The sequence below is a fragment of the Streptomyces sp. MST-110588 genome, from assembly GCF_022695595.1.
GTDB lineage: Bacteria > Actinomycetota > Actinomycetes > Streptomycetales > Streptomycetaceae > Streptomyces.
Genome location: NZ_CP074380.1, coordinates 4,234,658 through 4,247,500 on the forward strand (window position 1 = coordinate 4,234,658; position 12,843 = coordinate 4,247,500).

7 protein-coding genes (1 of these 7 running past the window's edge) are annotated in these 12,843 nt (G+C 74.2%); 4 read left to right on the plus strand and 3 right to left on the minus strand.

Annotated elements, in window-relative coordinates; all coding sequences use genetic code 11:
• Positions 1-720 precede the first annotated feature (720 nt).
• Together KGS77_RS18630 and KGS77_RS18635 are read left to right on the plus strand one after the other, a co-directional pair.
• Complete coding sequence (locus tag KGS77_RS18630) at positions 721-2,802, plus strand: asparagine synthase-related protein (protein WP_242583330.1); 2,082 nt, start codon at positions 721-723, stop codon at positions 2,800-2,802.
• A gap of 143 nt (positions 2,803-2,945) precedes the next feature.
• Positions 2,946-3,512 (plus strand): DUF6194 family protein, encoded by a 567-nt coding sequence (locus KGS77_RS18635; protein WP_242583333.1) that lies wholly within the window; start codon positions 2,946-2,948, stop codon positions 3,510-3,512.
• A 50-nt stretch (positions 3,513-3,562) separates the two neighbouring features.
• On the opposite strand, the gene KGS77_RS18640 is transcribed toward KGS77_RS18635, so the two are convergent.
• Both KGS77_RS18640 and KGS77_RS18645 read right to left on the minus strand, forming a co-directional pair.
• Positions 3,563-5,938: a sigma-70 family RNA polymerase sigma factor gene (locus KGS77_RS18640; RefSeq protein WP_242583335.1), complete on the minus strand. Its 2,376-nt coding sequence runs from the start codon at positions 5,936-5,938 to the stop codon at positions 3,563-3,565.
• A gap of 294 nt (positions 5,939-6,232) precedes the next feature.
• The gene (locus KGS77_RS18645; RefSeq protein WP_347404589.1) at positions 6,233-7,036 is read right to left on the minus strand and encodes a helix-turn-helix domain-containing protein; all 804 of its coding nucleotides are present in this window, start codon (positions 7,034-7,036) and stop codon (positions 6,233-6,235) included.
• Between the two features lie 811 nt (positions 7,037-7,847).
• Between KGS77_RS18645 and KGS77_RS18650 the strand changes: the two genes are divergently transcribed.
• A complete protein-coding gene (locus KGS77_RS18650) occupies positions 7,848-9,263 on the plus strand; it encodes an NAD(P)/FAD-dependent oxidoreductase (protein WP_277994240.1) in 1,416 nt (471 codons plus the stop codon).
• A 358-nt stretch (positions 9,264-9,621) separates the two neighbouring features.
• On the plus strand, positions 9,622-11,826 hold the full coding sequence (locus tag KGS77_RS18655) for a SpoIIE family protein phosphatase (protein WP_242583341.1): 2,205 nt from the start codon (positions 9,622-9,624) through the stop codon (positions 11,824-11,826).
• 192 nt (positions 11,827-12,018) lie between these two features.
• Here KGS77_RS18655 and KGS77_RS18660 read toward each other — a convergent pair whose 3' ends face one another.
• Positions 12,019-12,843 carry the 3' portion of an MFS transporter gene (locus KGS77_RS18660; RefSeq protein WP_242583344.1) on the minus strand. Its footprint extends 471 nt past the window's final position, so only the last 825 of its 1,296 coding nucleotides appear in the window; the start codon falls outside the window, past its right edge — the gene reads right to left on this strand; its stop codon occupies positions 12,019-12,021.

Sequence of the window (12,843 nt, forward strand, 5' to 3'; positions counted from 1 at the left end):
CGGGGCCGGCCGCTACGGGTCGGGGACGGCAGTACGGGGTGGGGCCGAGCGCAGGGCGAGGCGCCGGGCGGGGCGCAGGACGAGACGCACCGTGCGGCAGACGCCTGCGGTGTGCCGACCGGGTGCTGACTTGGGCCGTGGGCGGCGAGTCGGCCGTACGTCGGCCGCATCCGCCGTGTCAATACCGCGTCGGCCAACGGATTTTGGCTGAAAAGCATCGCTCGATACGTTCCCGTCGCTGCGGTCTGCTGCCCCATGGGCCCCGGCCCGAACCCTCTCACCCCGGCCCGAAGCACTCCTGCACCGGCCCGAAAACCCCTGCGCCGGCCCGAAGCGCCCCCGCACTGGCTCCAGCCGCCCTCGCACCGGATCGTCTGGGCTCATCCCGGTCTACCCGCTGTGCCCATCCCGGATCGTCTGTGCCCATCCCGGATCGTGGGCGCGTCCATCCCGGATCGTCTGCTCCCACTTCGGACCGGCGATGTCCGAGCCGGTCCGCGATCTCCACGCCGGGCGCTCTCCAACCCCACCGCCCCTCCGGCCCCGCGCCACCCCGCACCACCCCGGCCCGAACCACCCCCGCGCCACGGCCTCTTGGCGTCAACGGCACGCCTCCCGCGCGCCCGCTCCATGGCAGCATGGTCCGCACAACGGCTTGGCAATCCGCTGTACGGGGCGGCGGTCCGCCCTGGCGGACCGCGAATGGGGTGGAGGCGGACGATGCGCTGGTTGGTGGGGTGGAGCAGTACCGCCACGGGCCCGGCCCCCACCGAGGAGGGCCGCACGGTCCTGCCCGTAGGCGCTCAACTCCTCTGGGGGGACCCGGATCCCTTATGGGCGGTCGGTGACTGGCGCCCCGACGAAGTACGGACCGTCCAGGCCGACGCCGGGACCAGGCTCGCCGTCTTCGGTGTCTGCGGCGCCACCGACGACCAACTGCGCGTCGGCCTCTTCGCGGCCCGCGGCGGAGCCCTGCGCCACCTCACCGCCTGGCCCGGCAGCTACACCGCCGTCGTCCAGATCGGCCGGCGCCTGACGGTCACCGGTGATCTGGCGGGCGCCCGGCCCGTCTTCCACACCCCCTGGGCCGGCGGCACCGCCTACGCCACCGCCGCCCTCCCGCTCGCCGACCTCATAGAGGCCGGACTCGACGTCGGCCACCTGGCCGCCCTGCTGGCCTGCCCGGACGTGCCCGAGGCGCTGGGCGCCGGGACCCCGTACGAGGGAGTGCGGCGCGTACCGCCCGGCCACGCCCTCGTACTGCGTGGCGGGACCTGCGACATCACCTCCTATGAGCCGACCGCCTCGCTGGCCGTCGCGGCGCCCCAGCTCGCGCCCGAGCAGGCCGTGGACGGCGTCCGGGAAGCCCTCGTGGAAGCCGTACGGACCCGTCTGGCCGGACCGCGGCACGCCCCCGTCCCCGAGGGGCCGGCCGGCCTGGACCCCGGCCCCGTACCGGGCATGGGCCCCGCCGAGCGACGGGCCGCGCGCGGCGGCCCCGCCCCCGGTGTCGGCGCCGACCTGTCCGGGGGGAGCGCCTCGGGCACCCTGGCTCTCCTGGCCGCCGGGCTGCCCGGCGTCCCCGGCACGCTCAACGGGCAGGGCGAGCGCCTGCTCGCCGTCACCTTCAGCGACCGCGCCACCAACGGGTGCCGGACCTACCGCGAGGCCGAGTTGGAGCGCGCCCGCAGTATCGCCGCCAACCCGCGCCTGCACCACGTCGTCGTCGCAGCGGGCGAGGAGGCGCTGCCGTACGCGGACCTGGAGTCCGGGCCGCTGACGGACGAGCCGGGGCCCGCGCTCGTCATGGCCGGACGCCACCGCAGACGCCTGCTGGCGGGCAGCGCGGACCACCTTGTGGGACACGGCGCGCGCCAGGTGCTGGACGCCCACCCGGCGCGCCTGGCCGACCTGCTCATGGACCGGCGCCGGCGCTACATCCTGCGCCCGGTCACCGCGCTGGCCAGGGCGGACGGCCCGGGCGCGCACTCCCTGCGGGTGCCCTTCACCGTCTACCGGGCCGCGCGCCGACTGGCCCGTACGCCGTACGGGACCGGCATCGCGGACGCGGCCGGCCTCTTGTTGGAGCGCCGGTTCACCGACGAGCCCACGGGCGGCGGGGCGGTGGACGCCTCGCTGGCCGCGCTCTCCTGGTGCCGTCCGGGGCCCGCGGCCCGGTGGCTGACGGGCGAGGCACTGGCTGAAGTATCGGTTCGGCTCGGCGACGCGGCGACCCGCTCCCCGGCCGCCGGACGGCCGGGCGAACGCCGGGCCCGCGCCGCGCTGGCCCGGCACGCCGCCGACCACCGCGTCTTCGAACAGGCCGTGGAGGTACGCAACCAGCGCCTGCACGCCCCCTTCCTGGACAATCAGGTGGTGCTCGCCTGCCGCGCCCTGCCGGACACCTTCCGCGTCCAGCCGGGGGCGCGGGCGGCGGTGCTGCGCGCCGTCCTGTCGGGCGCCGGGATACGGGACCTGCCGCCCGGCTGGGGCGCCACCTCGCACGCCACCCACGCCGCCGCCGTACGGGCCGGCCTGCGCGCCTCCGTGGGCGACCTCGTACGGCTCTTCGACGCGCCGCTGCTCGCCGACGCCGGTCTGGTCGAGGCCCGGGTCGTACGCAAGGCACTGCGGGCGGCGGCCGAGGGCGCGACGCTGCCCCTGGACGGCCTGGCGGAGCTGGTCTCCACGGAGCTGTGGCTGCGGCGGCTGCTCGCCCGCCGCGGCACCTGCTGGACGGGCGCCGCCGCACCGCGGCAACGGGCCGTCGCGGGCGGGGTGCTGCCGCGAACCAGCCTTTAGCGGCCTGGCGCGGCCCGGAACCGTCGGCATCGATCGGCCGCTACCGGCCGGGTCGTTCATCCCCGATTTGAGGATTCGTGGCCCGTCTGACGGTGACAGCGGACCAAAGTCTCAAAGAGCACTTGAATGAGACAGTTGAAGGCATGGAATCGACACCACACGATCAGGTTGCGACCACCACGCCCCACCGCGATTCCGGCATGACGCAGGAGGACATCGTCGCGTTCATGGCCGGCCTCCCGGGTGTCATGACGGTCATCGGCAGCGCGGAGAGCGGGACGCCGGAGATCTCCTGGGGAGACACGTTCTTCATGTACGACCCGGAGGGCACTCAGGAGCCCCGCAGGCGGATGCCGTTCGCCACCGTTGTCACCAAGGACTACCCCGGGTTCGACACCGCCTCCGACCTGGACCGCCCCGGCGTCTTCCGGCTCAACATCGACATCGGGCGGGCCGCGTTCGAGGAGCTGATCGGCTACCCGCCCGCGGCATACGCCGAACGGGCGGCGCACATCGACCACACCGTCCTCGACCGGCTCGTCCCGCACCCGGCCTACGCCCGTCAGGGCTGGGTGGCCGTACTCAACCCCGGCGCGGCGACCTCCGCCCTGGTACGGACCCTGCTCACCGACGCCCACGCCCGCATCGCCCGTACCACTGCTCGCACGACTCAGCGACGGACCGGGTCTCAAGAACGGGCCGGATCCTAAGAACGGACCCGGTCTCAAGGACGGGCCGAGCTTCGGATACAGGCCGGCTCTCAGCGACAGGTCAACTGAGACTGTGCCCAGTCCCCGAAGTTCAGCGCGCCCGTCCGCGCCGCCCGCTCCACCACCAGCCGCAGCGTCCGGCGGCCCCTGAGCGCCACATGCATCGGCACCGCGGGCTGCCCGGCCCGCACCACGCCGGAGCGCCACAGCCGCACCCCGTCCGCGTACACGGAGAACCGCAGCGCGCCGAACCCCAGCGCCCGGTCGTCCACACCCACCAAGGCGTCGTACGCGGAGCACGGGCGGTTCAGGTCGATGGTCACGGACGACGGCGCGTGCACGGTCACCCCGTGGGCGTACCGCGTCCCCGCGATGCGCAGCCCGCGCCGCTGCCACAACCAGTCGCTGGCGGCATGGCGCACCTCCGGTTCTCTGCCGTTCCCCAGGAAGTCCCAGCTCAGCCGATTGATCTGGTACGAGGCAGGGCCGGGCGCAGGTGGCGCGGGAACGGGCTTGGGGGGCTTGGGCACCGGCCGGTGCGCCGGGGGCGTCCGCTCCGGCGGCCTGGGCCTGGGCCTGGGCCTGGGCCCGGGCCGTGGTGCGGCGGTCGGCTTCGGCATGGGGGCCGGAACCCGGGGCGCGACCGGCTCCGGCCCCGTGGGGCGGGGCGCGGGGGCCGGGGAACTGGGGGCGGCCACCGGGGACGGCGGTTCGGGTGTGGGCTCATGGGCGCCCGGGACCGCCGGGACCGAATGGGCCGGCCGGGCCTGTGGCTTCGGCGGTCGCTGCGGGTCACCGGCCAGGGCCAGCGCCAGTGCCGCGCCCGCCACCACCGCCACCCCCACGCCGATACCGACCTTCACCGGCGTACCGAGTCCCTCGCTGATCGCGGCGCCGCCCAGCCCAGCACCGGCCGCCCCGGCACCGGCCGCCCCGGCCCCGCCCGCCGCCGCAGCCGCTCCGGCGCCCGCCACCGCGCCGGCCCCCGCGACACCCGCCACGGTGGCGGCCGACTTCACCGCGTACCCGGCCGCGAACCACCCGATGACCGCCACCGGAAGGATGACGCGGATCCGCTCGTTGACGTCCGCGACCTCCGACGCCGCCGTACGGCACCGCGCGCACTCCGCCAGGTGCTTGCGCAGGCCCCGCTCGGCCCGCATCCGCAGGCCCCCACGTGCGTACGCGCCCAGCCGGTCGGCGTAACGGGCACAGTCGCCGCCGGCCGTCAACGACCGGCTGACGTGGGCCTGGAGGTATGCCTGCTTCAGGCCCTCGCGGGCGCGGTGGGCCAGTACAGCCGCCGCGTTGGCGGTCAGCCCGAGAAGTGGCGCGACCTCACTGGGCGACTCGTCCTCGATCGTGGTGTGCCACAGCACCGTCTGATAGCGCTCGGGCAGGCTGCGGAAGGCCCGTACGGCGAGCGACTGCTCGGCCTCGTGCATGGCCCGGACGTCCGCGCCGAGGTCCAGGGTGTCGTCCTCCAGAGACGACCCGGCCGCCGTGACGGCGAACACCGCGAAGTCCTCGACCAGTTGCTCGCGCCGGGCGGTCTTTCCCCAGGCGGCGGCGACCCGGCGCACCGTGGTCAGCAGATAGGCGCGTACGGATGCGTCGGGGCCGGCGCCGCCGCGCACCGCCTGGAGCGTCCGGGCGAAAACCTCGCCGGTCAGGTCATCGGCGGTGTGGGCGTCCCGGCAGCAACTGCGGGCGTAGCGGCGGACGGCGTCCGCGTGCCTGCGGTACAGCTCCTCGTACGCGCTGTCGTCACCGGCCCGCATATGGACGATCAACTCACCGTCGGACGGCGGAAGGTCCCAGGCGGCGGCGTCGGCGGTACGGGTGCCGGGGCGGGGCGCGGCGGAGCGCGGGGCGGCGTGCCGGCCCGTGCGCCGGCCCGGTCCGGAGCCGGTGTGCGGGCCCCCGCCCGCATACGGACCGGCGTCGACGACCGGTCCCGGCCCTGCTGCTGCCCTGACACCCGTGGCCGATCCGGCACCCGAGGTAGGCCCGGCGCCTGCGGTCGGTCCGGCGCCCGAGGTAGGCCCGGCACCCGAAGTAGGCCCGGCGCCTGCGGTCGGTCCGGCGCCTGCGGCCGGCTCGGCGCCCGCGGTCGGCCCGGGGCCGGTGTCCGGCTCCGCCGCGGCGCCGGCCTGCGCTTCGGCCCGGTCCGCCCCCGCGCCCCCGGGGCGCGGTGCCTCACCGCTCTCCCGTTGTGCGGGCACGCCCGAACCACCGCGGTCGCGGCGCTCCCGGGAGCCGTCCGCCGATGGGGCGGCGTGCAAGGGGCGCCCTTGTTGGGGCACTTGGCGGACAGGTGTCTCCGTTCCGCCGTCGTCCGTCCTCGCGTGGTCGGCCGTTCCGCCGTCCGCGCCGGCGGAACCGGTCGCACCACCGCGCTGCTCGTCATGCCCGTTCATGGTCATCGCCGAGGCCCCCGAACACGCCGTCACTCCGGTAACACTGAGTAAGCGTGGCACACAGACGGCGCGAACTGTCCCGTCCTGCCGCGCAACCACTCGTCCGGGGCGAGTTGGGGCGCGAGAGCACTGACGTTCACTCGTACGGGGCATGCTCCCCGGACGCGCGCCCAGGCAGGGCGACGCTCCGGGCGACAGTCGGCAGAATATCCAGGCAGAATCCGGGCCGGACCCAGGCGGTGCCCGGCCGGAGTCCAGCCAGAACCCGGCAGTTCGTTGCGGGCCGCGGCCGTCAGCGCGTCAGCGCGTCGGACGCGACCGCAGGCCCTCCAGCAGGATTTCCAGCAGCCGCGCCGATGCCGCCTGCTGCTGTGCCGCGTCTGGCAGCGACGGCGCGCCCGTGGCGATCACCAGCAGCACATCGGCGACCGTGACGTCCGCCCGCAGCTCACCCGCCGACCGGGCGCGCTCCACAAGCTGTCCGACGACGTCCAGAAGCGCCTGGGCACCACCGTCCGCGCGGGCACCACCGTCGGCCGCCCGCGCCGCATCCGACACGCGCGAGCCGTCCGACACGCGCGAGCCGTCCGCCGCCGAGCCGGCCGTACCGTTGAGCACACCGGATATTTCGGCCCCCGGCGCGGTCTCCATCTGGGGTGCGCCACGCTGGGCGACCACCCGCAGGTCGGCCGGTGCACCGTCCGCATCCGACGGCGTACGCTGCTGCGGCACCCGCCCGCCGGCCGCCGGCCCGTCCGTACCGCTGCCCGCGCCACCGTCCGCGCTGACCCGCAGGACGCTCGGCGGCAGCAGCCGCCCCGCACCCGAGGCGACCGACGTACGCAGGAAGCGGGACAGCGCCGACCACGGGTCGTCCTCCTGCCCCAGGGCCGTCCGCGCCTGCTCCGTCAGCCGGGAGGTCTCCTCCTCGGCGATCCGGCGGACCAGGACGTCCTTGCTCGGGAACCGGCGGTAGACCGTCCCCACGCCGACCCGGGCACGCCGCGCGACGTCCTCCATGGGCGCGCCGTACCCCAGCTCGCCGAACACCTCGCGGGCGGCCCGCAGTACGTGCTCCAGGTTGCGCTGAGCGTCCACCCGCAGGGGTGTGCTCCGGCCGCCGCCCGTGGAACCGCTTCCGTTGCCGACGGACGCCCCCGAGGAGCCCGTCGGCCCAGCAGCACTCGCACCACCGGCACCGCCCGTACCGCTCACACCGCCCGAACCATGCGGACCGCCCGCCCCGTACGAGGTGCCCGCACCATGAGAACCGTCAGAACCGTGCGCACCGTACTGCGTCGTTCCGTGCGCGCCGTGCGCACCATGCTCCGGCGCCACGGCTGTCGGCCATTGAGAACCCTGAATGTGCATAGATGATCCCCGGTAATGATGTCTCCCCCCGGAGACTCCCCGCCCTGACTGCCGGGGCGTAACGACGAGAGGCTGCACCCCGACGAGGTACGAACATAGTTGAGCGCAGGTCAAGAATGAAGAGGGCAGTTCCGCACAGTCCGACCCCGATCGGAACACGGCCCCGGTCCGCCCCGATTCCGTATGCCTCCTCCACGTCCGGCCCCCTGTCTGACCTGCGCTCCTTGTTCCCGGCCCCCGACAGGCCGCACTCCGCGCCGCCCGCCGGGAGCGGTCATACATTTCACCGGTCCTGTGGACAAAGCCGTTGTGGCGGTGCGTCATGGAACAGTGCTGCGCTTTCCCGGGGGTGCGGCATCCGGCGCCGGCCGCCCTGCGGGCGAGCCGCCCGCTGCGTGCGGCCCGGGACCTGGTCGAAGTCAAGAGGAGCCCCTCCGTGGAGGAATCGGCGAAGGAACCGGGGAAGGACGCTGCGAGGGAGCCGGCGCGAGACCGGACGCAGGGACCAGCGAGGGAGCCGGCGCGAGAACCAGCGAGGGAACCGGTGCGCATCCTGGTCGTCGGGGGCGGCTGTGTGGGCATGTACACCGCTCTGCGTCTCCAGCGGAAGCTGAAGCGGGAGCTGCGGCAGGGCACGGCCGAGGTCGTCGTCGTGGGCCCCGAGCCGTACATGACGTACCAGCCCTTCCTGCCCGAGGCCGCGGCCGGCTCCCTCTCGCCACGGCACGTCGTCGTACCGCTGCGCCGCGTCCTGCCCAGGTGCAAGGTCGTCATCGGCGAGGTGACGGCCCTCGACCACGCCGCGCGTACCGCCACCGTCCAGACCCTGGCCACCTCTGAGGAGCACACCGGCGGTATCGAAGTCCCTTATGACGAACTGGTTCTGGCGCCCGGATCGGTCTCCCGCATCCTTCCGTTGCCGGGCCTGGCCGAGTCCGGCATCGGGTTCAAGACGGTCGAGGAGGCCATCGGGCTGCGCAACCACGTCCTGGAACAGCTCGACATCGCCTCCTCCACCCGGGACCCCGATGTCCGCGACACCGCCCTGACCTTCGTTTTCGTCGGCGGGGGCTATGCGGGGGTGGAGGCGCTGGCCGAACTGGAGGACATGGCCCGCTACGCCTGCCGCTACTACCACAACGTCAAGCCGGGGGACATGAAGTGGATCCTCGTCGAGGCGACCGGCCGCATCCTGCCCGAAGTGGGCCCGGAAATGGGCCGGTACGCGGTACGCGAGCTGCGCGGGCGCAACATCGACGTACGGCTGGAGACCCGGCTGGACTCCTGCGAGAACCGGGTCGCGGTCCTCAGCGACGGCACCCGCCTCCCGACGCGTACGCTGGTGTGGACCGCGGGCGTCAAGCCGCATCCGGTCCTCGCCGTGACCGGGCTTCCCCTGAATGAGCGCGGCCGTCTGAAATGCACCGCCTCCCTCCGGGTCGAGGGCGTCGAACACGCCTGGGGCGCCGGTGACGCCGCCGCGGTTCCCGACCTCACGGCCGCACCGCCCGCCAGACCCGCGGAACCCGACAAGTCCGACGAGTCCGGTGAGTCCGGCGAGCCCGATCAGTCCGGCGAGCCCCGTACGGAGTGCGCGCCCAACGCCCAGCACGCCGTGCGGCAGGCGACGGTCCTGGCCGGCAACGTGGCCGCCGCGGTGCGTGGCGGCGCGGTCCAGGACTATGCCCATAAGTACGTCGGATCGGTGGCCTCCCTGGGGCTGCACAAAGGGGTCGCGCACGTCTACGGGCGAAAGCTGAAGGGGTATCCGGCGTGGCTGATGCACCGCGCCTACCATCTCGGCCGGGTGCCCACCTTCAACCGCAAGGCGCGGGTGCTCGCCGAGTGGACGCTCGCCGGCCTGTTCAAGCGGGAGATCGTCTCGCTGGGCTCTCTGGAGCACCCGCGTGCCGAGTTCGAACTCGCCGCGGGCACCGGGCGTCACAACGAGGCGAGTTGACGTTTCTTCAGATACGGGGTCACTCCAACGGACCGGAGTCAGGAACTCCACTCGGCTCCCGGGCGTCTGACGGATGTCAGTCCGGTCGGCCACACTGGACGTGTGACCATGGGTGGGCTCGTATCTGCGAAGAGTGACAATCACGAGGATTCTGGACGTTTGCTGCATTCCGTCAGAGAGCGCCGGGAGCGCCCGCGAGGGCGCCGAAGCCGCCCCCAGCCGCCACCTCACCCGCCGTCGGCCGAGTGGGGCCCTCGGTGGAGCCAAGTGGGGGTCCCTCCACCGGAAGCGGGGGAGCCAAGCCCCCGAGCCGACGGCCCGATTCCGCGCGACGACGCGAACTAAGAGGTACACCTCAGTGAACTTCACGCGCTGGAGCGCCCGGCTCCCCGGCACACAACGGCGTGCCGCCGCGCGGACCGAGCGGCCCGCGTCCCCGGCCGCACCACAGGCCGCGCCCGCCGCCCCGTCGTCCACGACGCCGCCCGAGCCGTCCGATACGCCCTCGGGCCCGGGCCCGCACCCGCCCACGACCACTCCTACGACGACGCCGGCCTCCCCACCCGCATCCGCGTCCTCACCCACGGCCCCGCCCGCCCGTACTCAGGGGACGGTTCCCGCCGCCCGTGCCGAAGAGGTGCGGGGGCAGTCCCATGAGGATCGGCTCCCGGCGGTGGAGAACGGCGCGTGGGGCCCGGCTTCCGGCCCGGCCCCGATGTCCGCCGCCCCTGCCCCTGGAGCGGAGCCCGGATCCGGCGCGGCCCGCCTCCCCGGTTCCGCACCGCCCCGCGACGCCGAACCTCATGACCCCGCGTCTCTCGACCCCGCGTCTCAGGCCCCCGCGCCCCACTTCCGTACGGACACGGGTTCCGCTGCCGTCGCGGGAATCACCCCTGGAACGGTCCCCGCCAACGCCAACGCAAATGCAAACGCCGCCGCTGCCGCGGCAGCCGCCGCGGCCGGTGCCAACGGCGGACAGCCCCGCACCCCCACCGTCGACGCCCTGTCCGTCCACGACATCCTCGGCCAGATCCCGGCCCTGGTGGCGGTCGTCTACGGCCCCGAGCACCGCATCGCGTACGTGAACGGCGCGTACGCCTCCGTCTTCGGCCCCCGCCCGGCCGGCGGCGCCGCCCGCGAAGCCCTCCCCGAACTCGCCGGCCTCGGCCTGCTCCCGCTGATGGACCAGGTCCTGCGCAGCGGCAAACCCCGTACGGTCAAGTCCCGCAAGGTCCCCGGGGGCGCCGGCTCCGACCGCTCCCGCGACGGCTACTACACCTTCACCTGCACCCCGATCCAGGTCACCGCCAGCGGCCCGGCGCCCGACCCCGAAGTCGCCTGTGTGACCGCGCACCGCGGCGTCCTGGTCTTCGGCGCGGAGGTCACCGACCAGATCGAGTCCGCCGAGCGGCTGCGGGTCAGCGAGGCCCGCCAGCGCGCGGCGGCCGTCACGCTCCAGCGCTCGCTGCTGCCCCAGGAGCTGGAGCAGCCGGACGACCTCCGCGTCGCCGCCACGTACCAGCCGGGCGGCACGGACGCGGCGGTCGGCGGCGACTGGTACGACGTCATCACCCTCGGCGCCGGGCGGACGGCCCTGGTCATCGGTGACGTGATGGGCCGCGGCGTACGGGCGGCGGCGGTCATGGGCCAGCTCCGTACGGCTGTACGGGCCTACGCCCGGCTGGACCTGCCGCCCCACGAAGTGCTCCAGTTGCTGGACGGTCTGGCCGCCGAGATCGACGCCAGCCAGATCGCGACCTGCGTGTACGCCGTCCACGACCCGAACGAGGGCCGCCTGGTCTACGCCTCGGCCGGGCACCTCCCCATCCTCGTACGCGACGCCGACGGCACCGTCCACCGCGCAGCCGAGCCCACCGGGCCGCCCCTGGGCACCGGCGGCTGGCTGCACACCTCAGGCACGGTCCCGCTCACCCCGGGCTCCACCGCCGTCCTCTATACGGACGGCCTCGTCGAACGCCGCGACAAGGACATCGACCACGGCGTGGAGGCTCTGGAGCGGGCCTTCGCCGGGGCGACCGGCGCGCCGGACATCATCTGCGACCGTCTCCTGCGAGCCCTGGGCATCTCGACGGACCACGACGACGACGTGGCGGTCCTCGTCCTCCAGCACCCCGCCCGTACGGGGCACGAGGCCGAGCTGTTCCACAACGCCGCGCTGGAACTGCACGGCGGTACAGAAGCGGCGCCCCGGGCCCGCGCCTTCGCCTCGGGCGTCCTGGCGTCCTGGCGCTTCGCGCCGGAGCTGCACGATCTCGGTGTGCTCGCCGCCAGCGAGCTGGTCGCCAACTCCCTCCAGCACGGCACACCGCCGATGCGGCTGCGGCTGCGGCGTACGGACCGGCGGCTGATCATCGAGGTTACGGACGGCGACGATCATCTGCCGCGCCGCCGGCACGCCGAGCCGGCGGACGAGTCCGGGCGGGGCATCTCCATCGTGGCGACCATCGCCTCGGCGTGGGGCTCTCGCCGTACGCCCGGGGGCGGCAAGGCCGTCTGGTGCGAATTCGCGCTGCCGCGTGACCGGCGGGAACAGCGGGAGTGACGGAGGCGGGGGCAGAGACAGGGACGAGGTAGAGGGGCGGGAGCGACGGAAAACGGGCGCGGCCCGGCGAAGACTCCCTCCGCCGGGCCGCGCCCGCTGTCGCTCTTTGCCCGTACGCCGCTGCTCGTGCCTGCCGGGCTGTTCGTACGTGCAGGGCTTGCCGTACGTACCGGGCGGTGCGCGTCTGCCGGGTCAGGCCGCCGTGGCGATCTGCTCGGTGACCTCCGCCCGGGGCGCGGGCGGCAGGGTCAGCGCCCGGTGCGGGTTCTCCTGTGCCGGGGTGAGCATCCGCCCCAGCCGCAGCGCCAGCAGCGTGATCCCCAGCGCGCACAGCACCAGCATCCCGATGTACGCGGCGTACATGCCGTGCCCCACCATCAGCGCGCCCACCGCGGGACCGACCGCCAGCGCAAGCTGCTTGACCAGCGCGAAGGCCGAGTTGTACTGACCGATCAGCGAGGCCGGCGCCAGGTCGGCGACCAGCGGCGCCACCGTCGGCGAGAGCAGCGACTCCCCGATGCCGAAGAGGGCGTACGTCGAGATCAGCAGCACTGTGGCCACCACCTGGGCACCGTGCACCAGGCCGGAGAGCCCGGCCGCGACCCAGGCCACGGTCCAGATCAGGCCGACCGTCGCCATGACACGGCTGCGCCGCCGCCGCTCGACCACTTTGAGCACCACGAACTGCGCCGCCACGATCGCCATCGTGTTGGCCGCCAGCGCGACGCCCAGGGTGGACGGCGCGATCCGGGTGACCTCGGTGGCGTACGCGGCCAGGCCCGATTCGAACTGGCCGTAGCAGGCGAAGAACATCACGAAGCCCAGCACGCACAGCCACACCATCCGCCGGTCCATGAACAGCGCGCGCCAGGCGCCCCTGGCCCGCTCGGCGCCGGGCCGGGCGTCCTCGACCTTCGGCGAGCGCGGCAGTCGTACGGTCGCCACGGCCGCGCCCAGCACCAGGAACATCACGGCCTCGATCGCGAACAGCCGTACGAAGCTGGACGGCGCCGAGGC

Coding starts and splice junctions, on each gene's coding strand:
- KGS77_RS18630 (WP_242583330.1), top strand. CDS start 721: ATGCGCTGGTTGGTGGGGTGGAGCAGTACCGCCACGGGCCCGGCCCCC.
- KGS77_RS18635 (WP_242583333.1), top strand. CDS start 2,946: ATGGAATCGACACCACACGATCAGGTTGCGACCACCACGCCCCACCGC.
- KGS77_RS18640 (WP_242583335.1), bottom strand. CDS start 5,938: ATGACCATGAACGGGCATGACGAGCAGCGCGGTGGTGCGACCGGTTCC.